Annotated in this window: 17 protein-coding genes and 1 tRNA gene; all 18 read left to right on the forward strand. The window is 44.7% G+C overall.

Going from position 1 to position 25,014, the window contains the following annotated elements; all coding sequences use genetic code 11:
- Positions 1-212: 212 nt before the first annotated feature.
- The 18 genes from JYB65_RS09195 to JYB65_RS09275 all read left to right on the forward strand — a co-directional run bounded on the left by JYB65_RS09195 (position 213) and on the right by JYB65_RS09275 (position 24,905).
- A complete protein-coding gene (locus tag JYB65_RS09195; RefSeq protein WP_206582369.1) occupies positions 213-3,440 on the forward strand; it encodes an S-layer homology domain-containing protein in 3,228 nt (1,075 codons plus the stop codon).
- A gap of 179 nt (positions 3,441-3,619) precedes the next feature.
- Positions 3,620-5,554, forward strand: a complete 1,935-nt coding sequence (locus tag JYB65_RS09200) for a sensor histidine kinase (protein WP_245156645.1) — start codon at positions 3,620-3,622, stop codon at positions 5,552-5,554.
- Position 5,555: 1 nt separating this feature from the next.
- Positions 5,556-6,620 (forward strand): response regulator, encoded by a 1,065-nt coding sequence (locus tag JYB65_RS09205; protein ID WP_206582370.1) that lies wholly within the window; start codon positions 5,556-5,558, stop codon positions 6,618-6,620.
- A gap of 207 nt (positions 6,621-6,827) precedes the next feature.
- Positions 6,828-11,147, forward strand: a complete 4,320-nt coding sequence (locus JYB65_RS09210; RefSeq protein WP_206582371.1) for an S-layer homology domain-containing protein — start codon at positions 6,828-6,830, stop codon at positions 11,145-11,147.
- A gap of 228 nt (positions 11,148-11,375) precedes the next feature.
- Complete coding sequence (locus tag JYB65_RS09215; protein WP_206582372.1) at positions 11,376-12,296, forward strand: ABC transporter substrate-binding protein; 921 nt, start codon at positions 11,376-11,378, stop codon at positions 12,294-12,296.
- Positions 12,293-13,030, forward strand: a complete 738-nt coding sequence (locus JYB65_RS09220) for an ABC transporter ATP-binding protein (protein ID WP_206582373.1) — start codon at positions 12,293-12,295, stop codon at positions 13,028-13,030. Before JYB65_RS09215 ends, JYB65_RS09220 begins: the two co-directional genes overlap by 4 nt.
- A complete protein-coding gene (locus JYB65_RS09225) occupies positions 13,027-13,773 on the forward strand; it encodes an ABC transporter permease (protein ID WP_206582374.1) in 747 nt (248 codons plus the stop codon). Before JYB65_RS09220 ends, JYB65_RS09225 begins: the two co-directional genes overlap by 4 nt.
- Positions 13,774-13,944: 171 nt before the next feature.
- The gene (locus JYB65_RS09230; RefSeq protein WP_206582375.1) at positions 13,945-14,517 is read left to right on the forward strand and encodes a CDP-alcohol phosphatidyltransferase family protein; all 573 of its coding nucleotides are present in this window, start codon (positions 13,945-13,947) and stop codon (positions 14,515-14,517) included.
- 154 nt (positions 14,518-14,671) lie between these two features.
- On the forward strand, positions 14,672-15,268 hold the full coding sequence (locus JYB65_RS09235; protein WP_206582376.1) for a MarR family winged helix-turn-helix transcriptional regulator: 597 nt from the start codon (positions 14,672-14,674) through the stop codon (positions 15,266-15,268).
- Positions 15,269-15,288: 20 nt separating this feature from the next.
- Positions 15,289-17,289: a Na+/H+ antiporter gene (locus JYB65_RS09240; RefSeq protein WP_206582377.1), complete on the forward strand. Its 2,001-nt coding sequence runs from the start codon at positions 15,289-15,291 to the stop codon at positions 17,287-17,289.
- 26 nt (positions 17,290-17,315) lie between these two features.
- Positions 17,316-17,444 (forward strand): hypothetical protein, encoded by a 129-nt coding sequence (locus JYB65_RS15115; RefSeq protein WP_280634491.1) that lies wholly within the window; start codon positions 17,316-17,318, stop codon positions 17,442-17,444.
- Positions 17,445-17,620: 176 nt separating this feature from the next.
- Positions 17,621-18,796 (forward strand): efflux RND transporter periplasmic adaptor subunit, encoded by a 1,176-nt coding sequence (locus tag JYB65_RS09245; RefSeq protein ID WP_206582378.1) that lies wholly within the window; start codon positions 17,621-17,623, stop codon positions 18,794-18,796.
- A 6-nt stretch (positions 18,797-18,802) separates the two neighbouring features.
- Positions 18,803-21,904 (forward strand): efflux RND transporter permease subunit, encoded by a 3,102-nt coding sequence (locus tag JYB65_RS09250; RefSeq protein WP_206582379.1) that lies wholly within the window; start codon positions 18,803-18,805, stop codon positions 21,902-21,904.
- Between the two features lie 170 nt (positions 21,905-22,074).
- Positions 22,075-22,749, forward strand: coding sequence for a response regulator transcription factor (locus JYB65_RS09255; RefSeq protein WP_206582380.1), 675 nt, complete (start codon positions 22,075-22,077; stop codon positions 22,747-22,749).
- On the forward strand, positions 22,746-23,810 hold the full coding sequence (locus tag JYB65_RS09260) for a sensor histidine kinase (RefSeq protein WP_206582381.1): 1,065 nt from the start codon (positions 22,746-22,748) through the stop codon (positions 23,808-23,810). Before JYB65_RS09255 ends, JYB65_RS09260 begins: the two co-directional genes overlap by 4 nt.
- 91 nt (positions 23,811-23,901) lie before the next feature.
- Positions 23,902-24,387, forward strand: a complete 486-nt coding sequence (locus tag JYB65_RS09265) for a metal-dependent transcriptional regulator (RefSeq protein ID WP_206582382.1) — start codon at positions 23,902-23,904, stop codon at positions 24,385-24,387.
- Positions 24,388-24,432: 45 nt separating this feature from the next.
- Positions 24,433-24,693, forward strand: coding sequence for a ferredoxin family protein (locus JYB65_RS09270; protein WP_245156646.1), 261 nt, complete (start codon positions 24,433-24,435; stop codon positions 24,691-24,693).
- A gap of 136 nt (positions 24,694-24,829) precedes the next feature.
- Positions 24,830-24,905: transfer RNA gene (locus tag JYB65_RS09275), tRNA-Ala, on the forward strand.
- The last annotated feature ends 109 nt before the right edge of the window (positions 24,906-25,014 follow it).

Here is a 25,014-nt window from a genome sequence, read left to right on the forward strand (position 1 = left end):
AGGAATAAAGAATAGTGAGCTATGTTTTTCACTCAATGAAAAGTATAGCTTTTTTTATTGCTCCAAAAGTGCATTGCGGGACCTTCTTGTTTATTTTTTGTTTATTCGAAATATGTATAATGTTGTCGAATAGAGAAGATTCAGTTATTGATAAACGGCCCGTGACTTGACGGTTGATTGAGAAGTGCGGGTAAATTTTGCGAAGGAGGAAGATGAAGATAATGAAACAAACATGCAGAAAAGGAACGGCGATCATGCTTACCTTATTGATGATGCTGGCGCTTGTACCGCAATACACGTATGCCTCAACATACGGTGCGACTCCGCGTTCTGCTTCACTGGATTTGACCGGAGAGGTAGTTTCGTACACCGCATCCGGCGGCACAGAGAATGCCGACCCGACAGAGGGAAACATTACGGACAGCGTGGAAGGCTGGAAATGGTATCGGAGTGGGGATGGAGAAAAGGGATATGCTCCTTTAACCCTTGAACTGAGCGGCATTAATCTGGTAACGGGAGATCCTGTCGGCATCACGCTGCCTGCCGGCACTACGATTGTACTTGTCGATAATACAGAAAATATTGTGAAAAGTACCTTTACAGGTACCTTTGGCGGTGCAGCTAGCTATGGCATCCTGTGCAAGGGCAATCTAACCATAAAGGGAGATAGTGGCGCGCTGACGACTATAGGCAGTGGAGCGGATAGAGGTGGCACTAGCGGCGTGATGGCAGAGGGATCTCTTTCGATTCAAGGTGGACATATCACAGCCGTAGGTGGTTTGGCATTCGGTTCTGTGATAAGCACGGGGCTTCGAGCCAACCAGAATATCACCATTACTGGTGGCACGATTTACGCAATAACCGATCATTCACAATCTTCACGCGCGGTATACGTGGCAAACTGGTATATTCCGCCTGGGTATAGTCTCATCCTTGACGGAATGGAGGCTTATCAGAAGAATAAAATTAATGATGAATATACAGTAAAGGCACGTGTGTCGAACGGCGGTTTTGTCTTTAGTGAGCCGCCGTACGATAACCTTGCTGCTAACGATGTCAGGATCACCCCGCTTCCAACCGCAAGCTTTAGCGGACAGGGCACAGAGGCAGATCCTTATCTGATCACCTCCAAAGAGGAACTGAAGGAAATGGCCCAGTTTGTAAACGACCAGAATGGTAGATACGGCAATAAATACTACAAGCTGACGGCGGATATTGTGCTCAACGAGGATATGGAAAACGATCCGGAGCAATGGGAGCCCATCGGTGATTCCATGCCCTTCACTGGCTCCTTTGACGGAGACGGACATACTATCAGCGGGCTTTATATCGCCACCGACAGCATCAGTCAGGGATTCCTTGGGTTATTCGGAACTATTCAAGGCGGAACCGTAAAGAACCTCGGCCTTATCGACGGGAGAGTTCTCTCAATCAGCTGGTACGCTTCTGTCGGCTCACTGGCGGGTTTTGTCTCAAACGGAAGGATTGAGGACTGCTACAACACAGGGGCAGTAACAGGAAAGAGTGTCGGCGGCATCGTGGGACTTAACAGCGGAGGGCATATTCAAGATTGCTATAACACGGGTGAAATTTCCGGACTGGGCAACTACTGCGCGGCTGGCGGCATTGCGGGACAGAATATGAATGCCTCGGATACAATTGTCAACTGCTACAATACCGGAAACGTGACGATTTCTCTTTCAAATGAATATGATCAGGGCTACGTCGGCGGTATTACAGGACAGAATGGTGGGTCTTCTATCAGGAATTGCTATAACACGGGTGTACTGTCAAGTGAAGCACCGGAAGATGCTTATGTCTTTATGGGTGCGATTGCCGGAGCCAGCGATTTGGGTGAAGACGGCGTCATCGAAGATGCCTATTGGCTTGACACCGCAGGCACTGCGATTGGAATGGAACCGGACAGCGGCAGCGGATACTCAGGGACAGACAGTTCCAGCGGCTGTACGCCCATGACAGAGGCGGAGATGAAGGCGGGTGCTTTTGTTGATATGCTCAACAGCAACGTGGATGATTTGCAGAATACATATGCAACCTTATCCCCATGGAAAGCCGATACAAACAACACAAACGGCGGCTATCCTGTTTTCGGTACGGCTGTGCAAAATGGGAGCGATTCGGGCAGTTCAGGCGGCCACGGCAGCTCCGGCAAGTCTGATAACGCCAACACGGCGAATATCGTAGTGAACGGCAAAGCCCAATCTGCAGGCAAATCTGAAACCGTGACCGGGGCAGACGGTAAAACCACAACGACGGTGACAGTGGATTCAGATAAGCTAAAGTCTCTGCTGTCGGCAGAGAAAAATGGCGCTAAGGTAACCATTCCTGTTGCAGACAGTGCCAGCACAGCAGAGGGCAGGCTAACAGGGGAAATGGTCAAGTCTATGGAAGACAAGCGTGCAACGCTGATTATTCAGAGGGGCGCTTCAAGCTATACGCTGCCTGCGGCAGAGATCAATATCAGCGAAATCTCCAGACAGCTTGGCACAAGCGTATCCCTGTCGGATATTACTGTGTCCGTGAAGATCTCAGAGCCTTCAAATGCAATGGCAAAGATGGTGGAGACGGCAGAACAGAGCAAGGGCTTTACTGTTGTAGCACCGGCAGTAGATTTTACAATCACCTGTACCTACGGCGGAAAATCGGTGACTTCAAGCAGTTTCAATGCTTATGTGGAGCGTACCATCGCCATTCCTGCCGGGGTTGATCCGTCAAAGATCACCACAGGAATTGTAGTGGAACCGAATGGAACGGTATATCATGTTCCGACCAGAGTAACGGTTATCGACGGAAAATACTATGCGGTGATCAACAGTCTGACAAACAGCACGTATTCTGTGATTTGGAATCCTGTAACGTTCTCCGATATGGCGAATCACTGGGCCAAGGACTCCGTCAACAATATGGGATCCAGAATGGTCGTAACAGGTGTTGGGAATAACAACTACGCTCCCGGCAGAAACATGACGCGTGCAGAGTTCTCCGCTGTCATCGTGAGAGCTCTGGGTCTGGCACCGGCCAGCGGATCGAGCAACTTCAGCGACATCAAGACATCGGACTGGTACAACGGGTATATTGAAACCGCTGTATCCTACGGAATCATTAAAGGATATGATAACGGAAAATTTGGTCCAAATGATACAATCACTAGGGAACAGGCCATGACCATTCTTGCGAGAGCAATGAAGGTCACAGGGCTGAATGCTGATCTGACCGACAAAAACGTCAGTGAATTGATTGGAGCCTATACTGATGGGACAGCTGTTTCGGCTTACGCAAAAGAAAGTGTCGCAGCCTGCCTTGAAACGGGAATCACTGCCGGACGCAGCAATCAGATCATCGCGCCCAAAGACAGCATTACCCGTGCAGAAGTGGCAATCATGGCGGAGCGTTTGTTGAAAAAATCCGACTTGATTTAGTGCAAAGCTTCCGTATAGGGAAGGTACTCATAATGGGTACATAAAAGTCTTTAAAAAGTCCGACTGATATGGATTCTTTCGTATGAGCCGGACCTTTTAATTCTTGCTGGATGAAGTTACTTTATGTATAATTCAAAGGAATTTTGTACATGATAACGCAATTAAAAGGAGGTGACAGTTTGTTTAAACGATTCATTTGGGTTGCGCTGGTTATACTCGCATTTCTTTCACTTTTATTGATGTCACTTCCGGACCAAAATCAGGCGTTGAATGGCGGTCCTCACGCAGTAAAGGGCAAGATGGAGCTCGCAGGTTGGAGCCTAGCGCAAAAGGGAAGCCTCCGTCTGGACGGTGAATGGGAGTTTTACTGGGGCGAGCTGCTCACACCTGCAGATTTTGCCAAACAAGGTGCAGACCGTCCCAAGCCTACCGGTTATATGCAGGTACCTGGACTATGGAACGGGAAAATAATGGATGGCGAGACGTTGCCTGCTTTTGGCTGCGCTACCTATCGTTTGGTATTGAAAAACCTGACGTATGATGGGACCCTTGGGGTGAAAAAGGGCAACGCGCGTTTTTCCAGTAAGGTCTACGTCAATGGACGGGAACTATTATCCGATGGTGTGCCGGCGCAGCAGGCGGCGGAGTATAAATCGGGCAATACTCCTCAGCTTGGATTTTTCAACAGCAACGGAGGCGATATTGAAATCCTCGTTCAGGTCGCCAATTATGAATATATCAATTCCGGTATACCGGTTTCTTTTGAATTGGGCAGAGAAGCTGCCATGCTGCACCAGAACCAGAGAATTTATTCACTTTCGCTGGCGGTTTTTGTTATTCTAATAACGATTGCTTTTTTATATTTTATTTTCTTTGCGGTTGCCCGGTGGAACGGCATGAATGAATATTTAATGCCTCTTTTTTCCCTGTTCTGCATTCTGTTTTCCGTAGGGAACGGACTGTCCGACCAGCGGCCTTTATTGCTGCTGCTTCCGGATATTCCCTTTACATGGGCCTTCAAAATGAAGGATTTCTTCTTAACGGCTAACTTTATTGTGGTGATTTGGGTTTTTCATCTGTTTAAAAAGGAGCTTTTGCCAATGAGGCGGCTAATTTTTATTATATCGTTTGTATATGGTGTTTATCTGATAGGCGTACTATTTCTGCCAATCCATGTCTACATGAAGGTTCACCTGCTCGTGATGGCCTGCAATACTGTTACCCTGTTGCTCCTGCTCATTCGGTCTGTTCTGATGTACATACGAAAGGCCGAAGGATTTTCGCTTTTCATTGCCATACTGACGGTCAACCTATATTCTGCAGACGCAATCCTGTTCTCGCTGGGATTTAAGACAAGTTCAAGCTTTTCACAGGTATATATCATGCTTTTCGCCACCGTGATGATGTTCCTGCTGTCCATGCAGTACTTTACTGCAATCAGACGCCTGCAAACCTCCATGAAGCGTACACAGGAAGCGGAAATCTCTTTTCTGCGTGCCCAGATTAACCCACATTTCCTATATAACGCACTCAACTCCATTGCAGCGCTTTGCGCTACTGCACCGGAAAAAGCGGAAGATGTAGTAGTGGAGCTTTCCCAGTATCTGCGCCGCAGCTTTGACTTCAAGCGAATGGATGCGATGTCTACACTGGCACAGGAGCTGGAGCTGCTGGAAGCGTATCTGTATATTGAGAAAATGCGCTTTGGTGAACGGTTGCAGGTGGAATATGACATGGATGAAACATTAAACCTGCCGATTCCGCCCCTGATCTTGCAGCCGCTAGTAGAAAACGCGGTGCGGCATGGTCTGATGGAGCACATCGCCGGGGTGATGGTAACGATCTCTATCAAGCGTCAACAGGACGAGGCCATCTTTACCATTGCGGATAATGGCGTGGGGATGAATGCGGAAAGGCTCAGCGGATTATTGGAGCAAAAACCGAAATCGGGCGGCATCGGTGTATGGAACATCAATCAACGGCTCAAGATGCTATATAACAGGGAATTAACGGTATACAGTGAAAAGGGAAAAGGAACCAGCGTGACCTTTGCGCTGCCCCTGCACCAGGAAAAGAAATCGGGGAGACGTTCCAGGCGAAAGGAGACGACCTGACATGAAAGCAATCATTGTGGATGACGAGGAGTTGGCACGCAGCCGGCTTTCTATTCTATTGTCGGAGATAAAAGATGTAACGCTTTGCGGTTCCTTTGGTGCAGCAGCAGAAGCGATGCAGTATATAGAAGAAAACCCTGTAGATGTGGTTTTTCTCGATATCAGCATGCCGGAAATGGACGGCATGGAATTTGCCAATCTGCTGCTGGAGCGTCAAAGCTCCGCAAGAGTGGTGTTTGTCACCGGATATGAGGAATATGCGGTAGAAGCCTTTGCGGTGGAGGCGGTGGATTACCTGCTCAAACCCATCAGCAGGGAACGCCTTGCAAAAACGATGCAGCGGTTTGCAAAGAAACAGCAGTTTCAAGCTCAGCGGCTGTATGTTTTTTGTTTTGGCGGCTTTCGTGTGTCGGTTCAGGCGGATGGCGATGAGACCATTAACTGGCGGTCTCCCAAGGTGGAAGAGTTGTTTGCTCTTTTGGTCTGTAAAGGTAGTGTCAGCCGTGATGAAATTATAGATACACTGTGGGAGGACTTCCCTTTAGGTAAGGCTATGAAAAATTTGAATTCCACCGTTTACTATATCCGCAGGGCGCTGCAGCAATATGGCCTAGAGGACTGTATGGTGACCACCCGCCGGCAGATTTCATTGGACAGAAAAAAATTTACTTGTGATCTTTATGAGTTTGAGCGGCTTCAAAAATCGGCGTGGAACACGGAGCAGGAACTGGAACAGTTGAATGAACTTTACCGCGGAGAATTGTTCCAGGGAAAGACCTATGAATGGTCTTTTGGCAAAGCGCAGACATTGGAGAAAAACATGATCTCCAATCTGCTACAGGCCGCAGAGCAGCGGGAAGTACAAAAACGGCCTGAAGAAGCGGAGCGTCTATACATGCGGGCGCTGGAAATAAACCCATTCCATGAAACAGCATGCGGGAAGCTGTTGGATTTTTATATACGAACCGGAAGGAAAGAGAAGGCAAAACAATTGCGCAAAGAGATGGATCAGATCCTTTCGGAAGAAGCACCTCCCTTGCTGTTAGCTTTTAGAAAACGCGTGTAATAAAAAACATGGAGCTATGTTTTTCAATCAACGAAAAGCATAGCTTTTTTATTACCCCGAAAGGTCATTGCCATACCTCCTTGTTTATTTTTTGTTTATTCGAAAAATGTATAATAGTGTCGAATAGTTTAACATTCAGCTATTGATGAACGGCCCGTGGCTTGGCGGCTGACCGAAAGAGGCGGGTAAATTTTGCGAAGGAGGAAGATGAAGATAATGAAACAAATATGCAGAAAAGGGACGGCGATCATACTTACCTTATTGATGATGCTGGCGCTTGTACCGCAATACGCGTATGCCTCACCATACGGTGCGGCTCCGCGTTCTTCTTTACTGGATTTGACCGGAGAGGTAGTTTCGTACACCGCATCCGGAGGAACAGAGAACGCTGACCCGACGGAGGGAAATATTATAGACAGCGTAGAAGGCTGGAAATGGTACCTGAATGGGGATGAGGAAAAAGGATATGAGGCCTTGACCCTTGAGATGAGCGGAATCAATTTGGTAACGAAAGATTCTGCCGGTATCAAGCTGCCTGGCAATGCTACAATTGTACTTGTCAATAATACAGAAAATATTGTGAAAAGCATCTTTAACGGCAGTGGATATACTTATGGTATACAGTGCATGGGCAATCTGACCATAAAGGGAGACAGCGGTGTGCTGACGGCTACAGGCGGTGACACGGATTCAGCCATCACCAGCGGCGTGATGGCAGGGGGCGCTCTTTCTATTCAGGGCGGAAATATCACAGCCGTGGGCGGTGATGCTGGTGTTATAAGTACAGGGCTTCGCGCCAGCCAGACAATCACCATCACCGGTGGCACGATTTACGCAAGAACCGGTGATTCACAAGCTTCACATGCGGTCTATTCGGGAAGCGAAGGTCTCAGCATGGACGGGATGGAGGCATATCAAAAAGTTGACGAGGACTATACAGCGGCGGCAAGTGTGTGGAACGGCATTTTAGTCTTTGCTAATAATCTGGCCGCAAACGACGTCAGGATTACACCTCTTCTGCCAGCTAGCTTTGAGGGACAAGGTACGGAGGCAGCTCCCTACCTGATCACCTCCAAAGGGGAATTGAAGGAAATGGCCCAGCTTGTAAACGACCAGAATGGTAGATACGGCAATAAATACTACAAGCTGACAACGGACATTGTTCTGAACGAGGATATTACCGGAGAACCCGAAGTCTGGACTCCCATCGGACAAGACAGTGACACGTGTTTTACCGGTGTCTTTGACGGTAGTGGTCATACCATAAGCGGAATTTATATAGATGACACCTTCACCTATGCGGGCTTATTCGGCTATATGAAATTCGGTACAGTGAAAAATGTGAAAGTGGGCGGAGGACAGATTGATGCAGCAGTAGAAAACTCCTACGCGGGGGGGATCGCCGCTTATAATGGTTATGGAAGAATTGAGGACTGCTCTAACACGGCCGATGTGAGAGGTTCACAGTCAGGCGGTATCGTTGGATACAACAGCGAAGGACACATTCAAGATTGCAGCAACTCAGGCCGTGTTGAAGGTATCGTCGCCGGCGGCATCACAGGCGCTAACATTGATGCACCGATGACCGTGGTCAATTGCTTTAACACAGGCATCGTAATGGCAATCAAGGGTAATCAACTAGCCTACGCCGGCGGCATTGCAGGAGTCAATATGGCATCCTCGATTAAAAACTGCTACAGTACAGGTAATGTTACCAGTGATGGACCGAGTGACGCCATTGCCAGAGTCGGCGGCATCTTTGGATCAAGTCACGGCGGAACAATCGACCATGCATACTGGCTGGACAGCTCATTAAGTGCGGACACTGCAGTCAGATACAATAATGTCGGAAGCGAGGAAGCCAAGACCTCTGCAGAGATAAAGGCGCTCACCCAGACATTGAATGACAACGTGGCTGATCTGAAAGATGAATACAGCGGCCTTTCCCCATGGAAGGCAGATACCGACAATCAAAACGGCGGCTATCCTGTTTTTGGCACGATGATTGCAAGCTTTAGCGGACAGGGCACAGAGGCAGCTCCCTACCTAATCACCTCCAAAGAGGAACTGAAGAAAATGGCTCAGCTTGTCAACAAACAAAATAGTAAATATGGTGATAAGCACTATAGGATGACGACAGACATTGTCCTAAACGAGGATATTTCCGAGGACAGCGAAGACTGGACTCCGATCGGAGAGAACAGTGATGCACCTTTTTCCGGTGTTTTTGACGGCGGCAGCCGGACTATAACCGGACTTTATATAGACAGCAGCGTCAGCTATGCTGGCTTGTTTGGCTATGTCAAATTCGGTACGGTGAAAAACGTGGGACTGGAAGGAGGGCAGATAGAGCCCTTAAGCGGAAACTCCTATGTAGGAGGTATCGCTGGATACAATCGTCAGGGCACAATCAAAGACTGCTTCAATACGTCCAATGTGACTGGTACACAGTCAGGAGGTATCGCTGGATACAACCGCAGTGGGCACATTCAGAATTGCAGCAATTCAGGCCGTGTTGTCGGTATCGCTGCCGGCGGCATCACAGGCGTTAACGTTGATGCGCCGATGACCGTGGTCAATTGCTTTAACACAGGCGCCGTAATGGCACTCAAGGGCGCAGACATTGGCTACGCTGGCGGCATTGCAGGAATCAATATGGTATCTTCGATTAAAAACTGCTACAGCACAGGTGATATTTCCATTGAGGGACCGAGCTTTGCCGTTGGCTACGCCGGCGGCATCTTTGGACGGAGTGACGGCGGAATAATCGACCATGCATACTGGCTGGACAGCTCATTAAGTGCGGACACTGCAGTCAGCTACAATAATGTCGGAAGCGAGGAAGTCAAGACCTCTGCGGAGATAAAGGCGCTTACCCAGACATTGAATGACAACGTGGCTGATCTGAAAGATGAATACAGCGGCCTTTCGCCTTGGAAAGCGGATACCGACAATCAAAACAGCGGCTATCCCCTTTTTGATAAGATTGTAAGTAATTATACGCTGACCGTAAGCGGAGGAGGAATAGGCGCCACGGCAGGCGGCAGCTTTGCGGCAGGAACCGAGGTGCCGATCAACGCGGGTACGAAAGAAGGGTATACCTTCACAGACTGGACCAGTTCGGGAGGCGGCTCCTTTACCAATAAAAATCTTGCAGAGACAATATTTACGATGCCGGACCAGAGTGTCACCATCACTGCAGCATGGGTGCAAAATGGAAGCGATTCGGGCAGTTCAGGCGGCCACGTCAGCTCCGGCAAGTCTGATAACGCCAACACGGCAAATATCGTAGTGAACGGCAAAGCCCAATCTGCAGGCAAATCTGAAACCGTGACCGGGGCAGACGGTAAAACCACAACGACGGTGACAGTGGATTCAGATAAGCTAAAGTCTCTGCTGTCGGCAGAGAAAAATGGCGCTAAGGTAACCATTCCTGTTGCAGACAGTGCCAGCACAGCAGAAGGCAGGCTAACAGGGGAAATGGTCAAGTCTATGGAAGACAAGCGTGCAACGCTGATTATTCAGAGGGGCGCTTCAAGCTATACGCTGCCTGCGGCAGAGATCAATATCAGCGAAATCTCCAGACAGCTTGGTACAAGTGTATCCCTGTCGGATATTACTGTATCCGTGAAGATTTCAGAGCCTTCAAATGCAATGGCAAAGATGGTGGAGACGGCAGAACAGAGCAAGGGCTTTACTGTTGTAGCACCGGCAGTAGATTTTACAATCACCTGCACCTACGGCGGAAAATCGGTGACTTCAAGCAGTTTCAATGCTTATGTGGAGAGGACCATCGCCATTCCTGCCGGGGTTGATCCGTCAAAGATCACCACAGGAATTGTAGTGGAACCGAATGGAACGGTATATCATGTTCCGACCAGAGTAACGGTTATCGACGGAAAATACTATGCGGTGATCAACAGTCTGACAAACAGCACGTATTCTGTGATCTGGAATCCTGTAACGTTCTCAGACATGACAAATCACTGGGCTAAGGACTCCGTCAACAATATGGGATCCAGAATGGTCGTAACAGGTGTTGGAAATAACAACTACGCTCCCGGCAGAAACATGACGCGTGCAGAGTTCTCCGCTGTCATCGTGAGAGCGCTGGGTCTGGCACCGGCCAGCGGAGCGAGCAACTTCAGCGACATCAAGACATCAGACTGGTACAACGGGTATATTGAAACCGCTGTATCCTACGGAATCATTAAAGGATATGATAACGGAAAATTTGGTCCAAATGATACAATCACTAGGGAGCAGGCCATGACCATGCTTGCGAGAGCAATGAAGGTCACAGGGCTGAATGCTGACCTGACGGACAAAAACGTCAGTGAATTGATTGGAGCCTATACTGATGGGACAGCTGTTTCGGCTTACGCAAAAGAAAGTGTCGCAGCCTGCCTTGAAACGGGAATCACTGCCGGACGCAGCAATCAGATCATCGCGCCCAAAGACAGCATTACCCGTGCAGAAGTGGCAATCATGGCGGAGCGTTTGTTGAAAAAATCCGACTTGATTTAGTGCAAAGCTTCCGTATAGGGAAGGTACTCAGATATAAATTTTTCAGACCCCTGTATTGCGGTACAGGGGTCTAATTTTGTCTGTTTATAAAGGTGCACATGGAATAATAGATTCGCTTGTTATGGTTCATTTGCTTATCATGAAAATAGTGGAAAAGCATAGTATTGTTATAATAGGATTTGTTTATTTAGAGGTTATAATTAATTTAGAGGGGGAAAACGGAAAAGCATGAAACGTTACGGGATTATTATATTGGTCGCACTAGTGATTATGGTATCCTGTCTGGTAACAGGCTGCGGCTCTACTGAAACCAAGAATGAGGAGATGTCATTGAAGATCGGGCTCATGCCGGCAGTGGATTCAGCACCTATTTTACTGGCCGAAAAGAACGGATATTTCAAGAATCTTGGCTTAGACGTGGAACTTCAGATCTTCAATAACGCGCAGGACAGGCAAAGTGCCCTACAAACGCAGACAATCGATGGCGCCATAACAGATCTCATCGCAGTTGCCGTAAATGTGGATGGAGGCTTTGATATCAAAGCTACTACGATGACCAATGGCGTGTTTCCGGTTCTTTCAAAGGAAGGGGCCGAAAACAAGAGGGAGATCAAGGTAGGTATGATGGAGGTCAGTGTCACCAATTTTCTGATTGATGAATGGCTGGGCGATAAGGTTACTATAGAAAAAGTTTATATCAACGACATTCCGGCCAGACTGGCGGCGATAGGGAGCGGTCAGCTTGATATGGGATTATTTCCTGAACCGATGGCATCCATGGGAGAACTGAACGGCCTTAAAAAGAATACCTATCAGACCGAAGGAGAAGTTTGTCCGGATGTAATGGTATTTACCGGGAAGGCCTTAAATGAAAAAGAGGAGGCTGTAAAATTGTTCCATGAAGCCTATAACAGGGCAGTTGATGAGTTGAATAAAAATCCCCAGGCAGCAAGAGACATTCTGATGGAGAAAATACCAAACCTGAAACCTGAAATCAAAGATAAAATTATTCTTCCTGAATATACTGAGGTATCGTTACCGGATGATCCGTATATCGATAGGATCATACAATGGACTTCCGAGGTTATGAAGAAAGATTTAAAGGTCAGTGCAAGCGATCTGGTTGAAAGAAAGTTCGCAGAACAATGATACGTGTGATTGAGCTGGGCGTAAACTATGACAGCGAGCCTGCTTTGAAACATATTAATCTGGAGGTGCCTAGGAATAAAACCTGTGCAATTATCGGCCCCTCAGGCTGTGGCAAGACAACCCTGCTATATGCGATGGCAGGGCTTATTGCACCGTCTTCCGGAAAAATTCTGATAAACGGCGAGGAGCTGAAAACGGTCCGAAAGGAAACAGGTGTCATTCTTCAAAATGCAGGATTGCTTCCGTGGAAGACCGCCTGGGAAAATGTTGCCCTTGGACTCAAAGCAAGAAGGCTGGACAAGTCAGTAATCAGCGGTCGGGTTGCGGCTATGATGGAAGAACTGGGAATTCTGGAGTTTCGCCATAAATTCCCCGCTCAGCTTTCCGGCGGGCAGAAGCAGAGAATCGCCATTGCGAGGACACTTGTTTTAGAGCCTGATCTGCTCCTGATGGATGAGGCCTCTTCGGCCCTTGATGCCATCAACAGAGAGCATATTCAAAACCTCATCCTGAATCTATACAAAAAGAATCCGGCTACCTTGGTGTTGGTTACTCACAGCATTGAGGAGGCCGTTTTTCTGGGACAAATCATTGTGATCATGGAGCGGGCGTCTATCCGTCATATCATTGAAAATCCATACTTCGGAGACGAAGATATCCGCTTCAAGCCGGATTATTACAAGATCTGCCTTGAGGTGAGAAAGTGGCTTGGCGGGGAGGAAACGGAGCAATGAAAACGCTGAAAAATATGATATACAGCAAAACCTTATCCGGCGCTTTTATCGTTCTGATTTTCTGGTATGTTCTGCATCTGACCATAGGGTCGAAGATCATTCCGGGGCCTTACGAGACGATCGTTACGTTTTTCAGGCTTATGACCGGAACCCTTCTGCTGCATATGCTCGTCAGTCTTTTTAGAATAACAGCGGCCATGGTAATATCCATGGGGATCGGTGTACCGCTCGGCTTATGGATGGGTCTCTCTGAAAGGGCAGATTCCGTTCTGACGCCTGTTGCTTATATCCTCTATCCCATTCCAAAGGTAGCCTTCCTGCCGATTTTTATGGTGATATTTGGCCTGGGCAACAGTTCCAAGATCATTCTGATCATATCGATTGTCGTTTTTCAGATCCTGCTTGCTGTCCGGGACGGCGTGAAGGAAATTCCCACAGAGCTTCATGATTCCGTGAGATCCCTTGGATTAAGTCGCTGGCAGACGTACACAAACCTGGTATTTCCGGCAGTGCTCCCAAAGATTATATCCGCTTTAAGGGTGAGTATAGGCGTATGTATTGCTACTCTGTTTTTCAGCGAAAATTTTGCTACTACTTACGGCATCGGCTACTTTATCATGAATTGCTGGGTCATGGTGGATTACGTTCAGATGTTTGCCGGAATTCTCGCGATGAGTTTGATGGGTATTCTTATTTTTAAAGTGATTGATTTTATGGAACGAAAGATTTGCCCGTGGATATGAGGATTAGTTAGGTGCTTGACCTAACTAAATCATACACAGCCCGATAGTGGAGAAAAATATTAATCCATGGGATTATACGAGTAAAGGAAATTTGACATAACTGCATTTTTATGTTGTACTCGTAGGATGATTGTTATTTTAAAATAAAACCGGTACGGTAAAGGAAGTTTTATGAAAGGGCTAATTAAATTCATCCCCAATAGCATCACCATATCAAGAATAGGTTTATCCGTTTTATTTGTAACAAATGTGACAGGGCAATTTGTATACGAAAAGAATAATTTTATGAACCTTATTGTATTATTTTCGGTTATTTGCCTTACAGATTTAATCGATGGAAAAATCGCAAGGAAAATTCGCTGTACTTCTGTAACTGGGGCTAAACTTGATGTCTTAGCAGATTTATTTTTTATCGTGGCCTCCAATATAACGCTGATAAGTCTTGGAATTTTACCGTTGTGGTTTTTAGGGTTTATATTTTTTAAATTTATAGAATTTATAATAACGTCAGATTTTACAATCAGACATAAATATTTATCAAATAAGAATGTATTTATATCTGATAAGTTGGGAAGAATTGTGGCTGCCATGTTTTTTGTTATTCCCGGTATAGCTTTTATTTTTCACATTCTAATACCAAGTATTGCGGAGAACGCGATTCATTTTATACTGTACGCCACTTTGGCGGGTGGAATTCTTTCATCATACTTAAGGGTTAAGAGTTGTTTAAAGCTGAAATCTTAAAGGCATTAGGATCTGAAATCCGAATGCCTTTTTATATTTGCGTCTGATGGAAGGCAAAAAATAAACAGGTACCTGAAATAAAATGTTGACAATTGTATCAGGTACCTGTAATATGTATAACAGGTACCTGATAAAGTATATGGAGGAATATAAAATGGATGACAATATGAATAATCTACATGAAAAAATGTTGAAACTTCAATGGCTTATGCAACGGCATCACTTTCAGAAGTATGTGCAGCGTGGACCATTAGCTGATCCGACACGCGGGCAAGGAAGAATTTTGGCAATGCTTAAACTAAAAGAATCGATTAGCTCAAAAGAACTCTCCTATCTTCTCGGGATAAGGCAACAATCCCTGAATGAATTGTTGAACAAGCTTGAAAAAAAGGGATATGTTGAGCGTATACAGTCGGAAGAAGACAGGCGAGTAATATTAGTAAAACTTACGGAATTAGGCAGAACAGAAAGCCAGGAATCAGAATACGATCTGAGCAGCATGTATAGCTGCCTTAGCGACGAAGAAAAGGTCACCTTAGGAAACTATATAGATCGCATGACCGGTGTGCTTGCCGATCAATTTGACGATGATATGAATGAGCGATTTGAAAAAATGATGAATGTTCATTCCAAACTTGCAAATGAGAAGATGGAGCATTTCATGCATATGCGTGACAAACTCGATCTTTCCGGTTGCTTGGATAGAGTTATCCAGAATAAAGGCCTTCGTGATCAAAGCAGAAAACGCTAAACAGTGAGTGAGGTGAGCTGATGCTGATTTTTGAATATATCTTAATTTTATTGGTAGCGGTTCTGTTATCAAATCTGATCAACCGCTTCATACCGGCACTATCCGTCCCAATTATACAGATTGTGCTGGGGATCCTTATCGCACTGATTCCCTTTGGCGCATTCGGCTTTGAGTTTGAGCTGGAGCCGGAATTGTTCTTCGTGTTGTTTCTTTCCCCACTGGTTTTCCATTCCAGTATGACGGCAGATAAAAAAGCACTGTGGGAAATGAAAAAGCCGATTCTTGGTGCAGCTGTGGCGCTGGTCTTCATCACCGTGATAGTGGAAGGCTATTTTATTTATACACTTATCCCGGCAATTCCATTGGCAGCAGCATTTGCACTAAGTGCCTCGCTGGCTCCAACGGACGTCGTTGCCGTAAATGCGGTAAGTAAGCGGGTTTCCATTCCGGGTAAGCTCATGGGCATCCTTTCCGGAGAATCCATCATAAACGATGCGACAGGCCTTGTATGCTTCCAACTTGCCTTAACCGCTGCTGCCACAGGTTCATTTTCCATTGCAAATGCAGTGGGCCGATTCTTACTGCTTGGGATTGGAGGCATCATCATAGGCCTTTTAATGACATGGCTCAAGTATGCATTTGTCCGCTGGTTACGTTTGCTGGGTATGGAAAACAGTACCTTGCACATCCTGATCGGCGTTATGACCCCGTTTATTATATATATGGGAGCAGAGGCCCTTCACGTCAGCGGTATACTGGCAGCTTTCTCAGCAGGTATTGCCCACTCGTTCATGCGGGATCGATTTAATCCTGATAAAGTAAGCCTGAATATCGCACATGAAAGTGTTTGGTCGGTTCTGTCCTTCAGCTTTGATGGACTTGTATTCGTTATGCTGGGAACGCAGCTGCCGGGCATTCTGAAAACCATCGGAAGCGGTGAGTATGCCATTGACGGATGGCAAACAGCGGGCTGCATATTGCTGATCACTCTTTGTACAATGCTGATTCGATTTGTGTGGTGTACATTTGCCGTGCAGAAACAAACCTATCAGGAGGAGGGGAAATCCATTGGCAGAATGAAAGCCGGTATCATTTTCAGCCTGTCCGGGGCGAGAGGAACTGTAACACTGGCCAGCATCATGTCCATTCCGCTCCTACTGTCTGACGGAAACGCATTCCCACAACGAGGACTGATGATTTTATTGGCTAGTGGGGTTATTGTCGTTTCTCTGTTGATTACCAACTTTATTCTGCCTTTGTTTACGGGAAAGAAGAAAGACGCAACCCGCAATGAAGAGGAGCAGACCGCATATCTCGAAATACTTCAAACAGTTGTAGCCCGGTTAAAAGGGGAGGCGACGGATGAAACGCGTATGGCGACGGAGCTTGTAACTCGAAACTACTATTCACGCGGCCTTACACTGGACAAAGCTCTTTGCCTGAATGGCAAAGCAGAAGAAGCAGAAAAAGCATTGCGTCGAGACATACTGATGTGGGAAAAAGAAAACACGGAACAGTTGTTAAATGAGGAAATTATTGATAAGCGGACTGCCGACCGTTATCTTACTATGCTTGAGACGCGTATCTCATCGGCTACAAAGGAGAAACACAGTATATCTTACTCCCTAATATGGATTTTCAAGCATATGCTTTGGTTCAAAATAATTAAAGATGAAGGCACGCGAAAGAACACATTACTGAAGATGACAAAGTCTAACGGGCAGTTTGTATTGGAAAAACTGAAAGCCCTAAAAACAGCCGATGCTGATCCGGCTCTGGATCGGCTGATTTCGGAATACGAAATGATAACGAACCTTCGGGATAATCGCATGGCACAGGATGAGGAAAAAGGGGACAAGGCTTCAAGGGAAGAACTTATTCTGAAGATTACTGCGAGAGGGTTCGGGATTGAACGTGAGCTGATTCAGCAGATGTTTGAAGCAGGACGTATCTCTTGGGAAACAGCAAAAGAACTCCGCAGCAACATGGCTATGCTGGAGGCACAACTCCAGATAGAGTAAGTCAATCTGAGAATGAGAAAGCCGCCTTGAAAAAAATTGGAGAGACGGAAGATTGTTATGGTGAAGCTATAACACCAATATTATTGAGTAGAGAGGGGTTTGATGAATATATGAATGAAAGTTGTGATATGAAGAGCAAGAATGATGTTGGATAAACAATCCCCCAATTATTCATTTCATCCAAAATTGTTTTTAAAAACCACAGTCAAAATTAATGGATTGTGGTTTTTTTGTCTTTGTTTACATTCCATTTAAACTCCATTTAATTTGGGTTTAAATGGCAGGAATATACTCTGTTTGCAAAATCAAATAATGAAGGGTGATTGCTAGAATGAAAGAAAAGAAACTGGACTTAAAACAACTGATGAAACAAAAAACAATATTAATTGCTGTCGCAGTGTTGATGGTTGTTTCCTTAACAGGGGTCAGAATCTTCAGTGCTCAGAAAGTACCGAAGGAGGAACTGTCTTTGGATAACTCAATTGCAGTGGAGACAGCAGAAGTGAGTTATACCGATTCAATAGGGGGACTTACATATAAAGCAAATCTAGAGCCGGCGGAAGAAGCTACCGTCAGCAGCAATGTGTCGGGTCAGGTGACGCAGGTATTGTTCGAAAACGGAGATAAGGTGGAACAGGGTCAGGCACTGGCAACCCTCGACGATAAGGATCTTCAGAACCAGATGAAAACGGCAAAAGTAGATCTGAGCAAGCTGCAGCTGGAGTTGGATGCCGCGAAAAGCGATGCTGATATCGCGGGACAACTCTATGCAGGGGGGGCATGTTCCAAGACTAGTTATGATACCGCAATGCGTGCTTACAAGACGGTTCTGGCAAATGTGGAATTGAAAAAAATCGAACTTCAGGACATTTTAAATTCGTTGAACGACTGTATCATTAAATCGCCGGTCACGGGGGAAGCCAGCGGCAAAAATATCACGGTTGGACAGTATTTAAATCAGGGAACGGTGATTGCGTCTGTGAAAAATAACACGAGTATCAAAGCGGAGATTCAGCTCCTACAGAATGATCTGGAAAAAGTCGCGGTAGGTCAGGAAGTTACACTGAAGCTGAGTCACGACGATACTATGACATATAAAGGCTTTGTGGAAACGATAGCGACTTCTGCCAATAGTCAGACCAGAGCATTCGATTGCCTGATTAAAATTGACAATACGGCAGGGGCCTTGAAATCCGGGGTATTTGGAACAATTGAGATTTCTGACAAAGAGAACCAAAAAACTTTGGCAGCACCAATGTCCGCAGTGGCAGGAAGTGAAGGAAACTATTCCGCCTTTACCATTGAGAATGGGTTGGCAAGAAAGGTTCCTGTTGAAATTGGGGTTGTTTCCAATGATATGGTTGAAATCACATCGGGTCTGAAAGAAGGCGATCGAATTATCACAAGTAATCTGAACTCTCTTCAGGACGGAGATAAAGTAAGCGTTGCACATGAGAAAAAAGCTCTGAGAGCGGTCTATGCGCCAACAGACGGAGAGGGGGAATAACCTATTATGTTTCTTACAAACCTCAGTCTTAAACGTCCTGTCTTTGCTATTGTGGTAATCATAGCCATGCTGGCAATTGGTATCACTAGCTTTCTGAACTTAAACTTAAATGATATGCCGGAGACGAATATGCCATATGTCACGGTAAGCATTAGTCTTCCGGGGGCATCTCCTGATCAGGTGGAGTCCAAAGTGACGAAAAAAGTGGAAGAAGCAATCGGACAGTTGTCCGGTGTAAATCATATCACAAGCAGTATCAGCGAAGGATATTCCATGACCATGGTCGAATTTGATGATACTAGAGATGCAGACGCGGCCGCTCAGGATGTCCGCACAAAAATGAATGCGATACGAGGAGATCTCCCCGACGATACAGGAGAACCTACCATTTCTAAAATGGATATCAATGGAGATCCAATTCTTTCTCTTTCAGTCACAGGAAAAATGAATGAAGCGGAACTTTCAGATTTGGTTGATAATACCATTATTCCTGAAATTAATAGGGTCAGCGGAGTCGGTTCCGTGACCTCCTATGGTTTGCTGGAGCGTGAAGTTCAGGTAAAACTGGATAAAGACAAATTGGCTGCGCTGAACATTACTATTGACCAGGTTACAGGTGCTTTAGGGAGTGATAATCTCGATACACCCAGTGGGAAAGTTGGGAACAAGTCACGGGAAGTAACCATCCGGACAAATAGCAGCATCAAAGATGTAAATGATTTCAAAAATATTACGGTTGCGACTATTGATGGAACGGAAGTCCGTATTGGGGATATCGCGGAGGTAGTAGATGGATATAAGAGTAAGGATAGTATCTCCCATTTTAACGGTAAAGAATGTATCGGAATTGATATTGTCAAGCAGTCGGGAACCAATACCGTTAAGGTTGCGGAAGCTGTCAAAAGCAAAATTGCAGCACTTGAAAAATCGTTGCCGAATGAGGTGAAGATTAGTGTGGTAACGGATAATTCTACCTCTATTCAAGCCTCGGTCACCGGGGTTGAAGAGACGATGATTGAGGGATGCATTCTAGCGGTACTGATTATCTTTCTGTTTTTAAGAACTCTAGGAAGTACGATGGTCAGCGCCATCTCACTGCCGACTTCCATTATTACTACTTTTGCAGCCATGAAGATCATGGGATTTACATTAAATACGATGAGCCTGATGGCCTTGTCCCTCTCGGTAGGGTTGCTTGTAGATGATGCCATTGTAGTCATAGAGAATATTGAACGGCATCTGCGTTTAGGGAGATCGCCATTGGAAGCTGCTAAGGAAGCTACTAGTGAAATCGGCTTGGCAGTACTTGCTACCACAATGACCATTGTGGCAGTATTTCTCCCGATGTCAGTGGGCAGGGGCATTATCGGAAAGATCTTCAAGGAATTCGGTTTGACCATTGCATTTGCCGTTTTAATCTCATTGTTTGTTTCCTTTACGTTGGTACCTTTAATGGCATCTCGATTTGTTCGGGATGTGGGGGATCAGAAACCAAAAACAAAATTCCAAAGATTTCTGGCTTGGTTCAACTATCAGTTTGACCGTTTGGCCATCATTTATGATAAGATACTTGGTTTTGTATTAAAGCATCGGAAGAAGACGTTGCTTGCTGCGGCAGGGATGTTCGTGATGAGTCTGACACTGATTCCGATGATGGGTATGAACTTCATGTCACAGGAGGATCGGGGCACGGTTACAATTAATGCAGAGTTAGATTCAGGGCTATCTCTTTTTGCAGCGGAGGAGAAGGCAAAGCAGATTGAACAAGCCATAAAAAAATATCCAGAAGTGAAGACCGTATATACGACAGTAAAAAAAGATAGTATCAGCATGATTCTTGGTTTAACGGATAAAAAAGACAGAAAGAAAAGCGGCGATGAGCTGGCGGCTGAAATACGTTCTGAAATAAAAAAATATCCTGGATTGGATTTATCTGTAGCTGGAACTTCTGATCCGGGTATGAGTGACAGCCGCAAGCTCTATTCCCTTCATATACAAGGCAATAATTTTGAACAGCTTTTGGAATACAGTCAGAAAGCAAAGCAATTACTCGCTGAAATCCCGGGTGCAACAGATGTTGGAATAAGTTATAAAGCTGGAAAACCGGAAACCCAGATTCTAGTTGACCGCGATGCAGCTGCTGATCTAGGTGTAGTACCTGCCAGTATATCGAGCACGCTAACCACGTTATTCAACGGAACGACAGTGGGTCAATATGAAGACAATGGAGATCGAATTGATATAACGGTAAGTGTGGAAGACAGCCAGAGCACAGGAGTGGACAGCATTAACGGAATATATATTGCGAGTTCTACCACTGGGCAGATGATTCCCGTTGAAATGTTGACGAAAAAACAATATACCACAGCATCTTCACAGATAGAACGGTATGACAAGAGCAGAGACATACAGGTGGAAGCAAACAATGAGATTGGCTATTCATCGTCTGACATCAGTGCTGAATTCGAAAAGCGATTAATGGAAGAACTTTCGCCGCCCAAAGGCATTTATTTCGTAAAGGGTGGAGATGATCAGATGGTAGAAGAAAGCACCGCTACCATGACACAGGCAGTTGTTTTAGGTATCCTCTTTATATTTTTGATTTTGGCGGCACAATTTGAAAGTTGGATTGATCCGCTAGCCATCATGTTTTCATTGCCATTGGCCATTATCGGCGCCATGTTTGCCCTCTTTATTACGGGAGCTGGATTCAGTATGATCGGCATGATTGGAATCATATTCCTGTTGGGTCTTGTTACTAAAAATGCGATTCTTCTTGTTGACTTTATAAAGAAAAAAAGACAGGAAGGTATGGAACGAACAAAAGCAATTATGGAAGCTGGTTTGACAAGATTGCGGCCGATTATGATGACGACACTAGCCATGATTCTAGGCATGCTGCCGTCTGCCCTGGATTCGGGAATTGGTTCAGAAACACGTCAGCCCATGGCCATTGCCATTATCGGAGGACTGATATCATCCACGTTATTGACCTTGTTGGTTGTTCCGGTTATTTATACATACCTTGATGATTGGAAAGCTAAGTTAAAGCCAGGAAAACTATTTAAAAAAATAAAAAATTTAATTAATATTTTGCCGATAAAATAAATTTTATATGATAAATAACTTGACATGATATTGCCAAGTTATTTTGTTATACTAAGATCGAGGTGACCGCATGCAGATAAACAGGCATCTGCTTTAATGCCGAATCAATTTAAATTCTGTTTAAACTAATGATTTATGATAGTTATAATCACAATAAAGGAGAGCGTTCAATGAATAAAATTATGGTGGTTGATGATGATACAAATATACGCGAACTAATTCGACTCATCTTAAAAAAAGAAGGATTTGAAGTGTTAGAAGCCTCCGATGGGGTGGATGCCTTGGAAAAGATGGAAAGGAATAAGGTGGATTTAATTGTATTGGACATTATGATGCCCAATATGGATGGATGGGAATTTTGCGGCGAAGTGAGAGACTTCTATGACATGCCAATCCTTATGCTGACGGCGAAAGGAGAGACGAGCCAAAAGCTAAAGGGATTTAAACTAGGGGCAGATGACTATCTTACAAAGCCCTTTGAACCGGAGGAACTTGTGGCACGTGTGAAAGCACTTCTGAAGCGATGCAATATAGCATTATCTAAGATCATTGACATAGGGAAAATCAAAATTGATCAGAATCAATATATGGTAAAAACAGAAACAGAAGAAATGACTCTTCCTTTAAAAGAATTTGAATTGCTGTTTATGCTGGCAGGTGCACTAGGCAAAACGTTTTCTAGGGAACGGCTGATTGAAGATATATGGGGATTCGACTTTGATGGAAATGAACGTACGTTAGATGTTCATATTGGGCGGCTCAGAGAAAAATTCCCACAAGAAATTTATGGATTTAAAATTACGACGATTAGAGGCGTCGGCTACAGGTTGGAGATTTTGAAATGAAACATCGTCTGAAACATATACTAGTATATCTTTTTATAATCCTATTGCAATTTATGTGCTTTCTACTTGCTGCTTGCATCATCGATTTTATTTCTAGTGATAGAATCATGATGATGGATGTTTTAAAGCGGGCAGGTACTTCCTCTTTAGGGGTAGCTGTTTTTATGACATTTGCTTTTCTCATTGCTCATTTTAAGGGATTACATAAGCGGTCTTACCATGAATTTATTAATGAAATTGAGGAAGTTATAGACAGAATTTCAAAAGGTGATTTCGGAATTCAGATTGATAGCAAAAAATACAAGAATGAAAATTATGGAGATGAACATCTTACGGATCTCATAGATAAAATTAATAATATGGCAAAGGAATTAGGCGAGATGGAAACCATGCGCCAGGATTTTGTATCAAACGTCTCTCATGAAATACAATCGCCCCTAACTTCGATTAGAGGGTTTGTTTCTCTGTTGAAAGATGAGACGCTAAGCAAACAGGAGCGGCTCCACTATATTGCAGTCATTGAGTCTGAAAGCCAGCGTTTATCAAAACTTAGTGAAAATCTCCTGAGACTTTCGACTTTGGATTCAGAATTTGCTGAATTTAATCCAAGGCATTATTCGCTCAACAGACAGCTGAAAGATGTCATCCTTTTTATGGAACCTCAGTGGTCAGCGAAGGAGATAGAAATCTCCTTGAACGTGGAAAAGGTTGAAGTCTTTGCAGATGAAGATTTGATCAACCAAGTATGGATTAACCTTCTCAATAACAGTATCAAATTTACACCGGATAAAGGTAAAATTTCTTTGTCTGTGTCCGAGGATAATATGCAGATTCTTGTGAAGATTTCCGATAACGGTATTGGTATGAAGGAAGAAAACCTACCTCATGTGTTTGAACGCTTCTATATGGCGGACAAGGCGCGCAGCAGAGGTGTTGGAGGCAGCGGATTAGGATTGTCAATTGTAAAGCGGATCGTTCAGATTCATCATGGCAGTATTGATGTGGAAAGTAAATTCGGAGAAGGCACTACTTTTAAAATTATAATCCCAAAAAAATCATAGGATTGTTTAAACTGAGTTTAAATTCGAGATAAATTGTGTTTAAAGAGAGGTGGTAGTATAGAGGCAGAAATGAAGAAAGAGGGGTGCTATTATGAGGTCTAAAACTGAAATAAGAACAGAAGGGCATATTATAATGGAAGAGAACGTACAAGAACCATTGCCGAAAATACAATGTTTTAGAGAATACGAGCCTATATCACTTACAAAATCTCAGCAAAATTATCTTAAAATAGTATATGAACTTTCTCTCAGCAATGAAGCAGTTCATATATCGGATGTTGCTGCCGAGCTTAAGGTCACAAAGGCTAGTTCATGCGTTGCAATGGATGTATTGGAAAAGAAGGGCTTGATCTATAGGGACAACTATAGGCAGATTAGACTTACTGAAACAGGCAGGAATCAGGCAATGATGATAACGTATAAATTTAAGATGATAAGGCAGTTTTTAATGGACATACTTCATGTTAGTCAAGAGAATGCCACTGCAGACGCTGGTATGATGGAGCACTATCTGAACGAAGAAACCTTATGCGGCTTATGCAAATTGATAGATGGCCCTGAAAACGTGAATCCCTAAGCAATTGGTTGATATAGAGATATGCATGAAAGGAAGGGGTATAAAATGCTAAAAGAGATATTGTCCCATTTCAATAAGGATGGAGAAGAGAAGCTAAAAATAAATCCAATCAAGCATCCGTATTACTACTATCAAATTGACCCGAACAAATGCAGGGGTTGCGGTGCATGTAAAAAAGTTTGCAAGGCTAAGGCGGTCGACGGGGAACATCGAAAAATACATGTGATAGATAAAGAAAAATGCATCCAATGCGGCGTTTGTATGAAATGGTGCAGGTTTAAGGCTATAAATGAATCGGATATTTAGGGAGTTTGCTGAATATTAATTATGTTAACAAACTAAAAAGTCCTATATTAAACAGGTAGAAGAACAAAAACATATTGACGGCTGATAAAAAAAGAATAAAATAGTGATCAGAAACATATTTTTATTGATCGCATGTGGGGAATTAGTTCAGCTGGGAGAACGCATGGTTCGCAATCATGAGGTCAGGGGTTCGATCCCCCTATTCTCCACCAAATGGACATTACATGAACACCTATTATTTCGAAGGAGGCTTTGCCGTAACGATGTGGTTGTAGGTCAAAAACAAAAAGCGGTTGAGTTTGATTTACTCAGTCACTTTTT

This window comes from Clostridium aminobutyricum (genome assembly GCF_017255415.1).
GTDB classification, from domain to species: Bacteria; Bacillota; Clostridia; order Peptostreptococcales; family Anaerovoracaceae; genus Aminipila; species Aminipila aminobutyrica.

Excerpts from the sequence above, each read along its gene's own strand:
- JYB65_RS09235 (WP_206582376.1), top strand. The coding sequence starts at position 14,672 with ATGGATGACAATATGAATAATCTACATGAAAAAATGTTGAAACTTCAA.
- JYB65_RS09240 (WP_206582377.1), top strand. The coding sequence starts at position 15,289 with ATGCTGATTTTTGAATATATCTTAATTTTATTGGTAGCGGTTCTGTTA.
- JYB65_RS09270 (WP_245156646.1), top strand. The coding sequence starts at position 24,433 with ATGCTAAAAGAGATATTGTCCCATTTCAATAAGGATGGAGAAGAGAAG.
- JYB65_RS09205 (WP_206582370.1), top strand. The coding sequence starts at position 5,556 with ATGAAAGCAATCATTGTGGATGACGAGGAGTTGGCACGCAGCCGGCTT.
- JYB65_RS09265 (WP_206582382.1), top strand. The coding sequence starts at position 23,902 with ATGAGGTCTAAAACTGAAATAAGAACAGAAGGGCATATTATAATGGAA.
- JYB65_RS09215 (WP_206582372.1), top strand. The coding sequence starts at position 11,376 with ATGAAACGTTACGGGATTATTATATTGGTCGCACTAGTGATTATGGTA.
- JYB65_RS09245 (WP_206582378.1), top strand. The coding sequence starts at position 17,621 with ATGAAAGAAAAGAAACTGGACTTAAAACAACTGATGAAACAAAAAACA.
- JYB65_RS09260 (WP_206582381.1), top strand. The coding sequence starts at position 22,746 with ATGAAACATCGTCTGAAACATATACTAGTATATCTTTTTATAATCCTA.
- JYB65_RS09210 (WP_206582371.1), top strand. The coding sequence starts at position 6,828 with ATGAAGATAATGAAACAAATATGCAGAAAAGGGACGGCGATCATACTT.
- JYB65_RS09225 (WP_206582374.1), top strand. The coding sequence starts at position 13,027 with ATGAAAACGCTGAAAAATATGATATACAGCAAAACCTTATCCGGCGCT.
- JYB65_RS09250 (WP_206582379.1), top strand. The coding sequence starts at position 18,803 with ATGTTTCTTACAAACCTCAGTCTTAAACGTCCTGTCTTTGCTATTGTG.
- JYB65_RS09230 (WP_206582375.1), top strand. The coding sequence starts at position 13,945 with ATGAAAGGGCTAATTAAATTCATCCCCAATAGCATCACCATATCAAGA.
- JYB65_RS09195 (WP_206582369.1), top strand. The coding sequence starts at position 213 with ATGAAGATAATGAAACAAACATGCAGAAAAGGAACGGCGATCATGCTT.
- JYB65_RS09220 (WP_206582373.1), top strand. The coding sequence starts at position 12,293 with ATGATACGTGTGATTGAGCTGGGCGTAAACTATGACAGCGAGCCTGCT.
- JYB65_RS09255 (WP_206582380.1), top strand. The coding sequence starts at position 22,075 with ATGAATAAAATTATGGTGGTTGATGATGATACAAATATACGCGAACTA.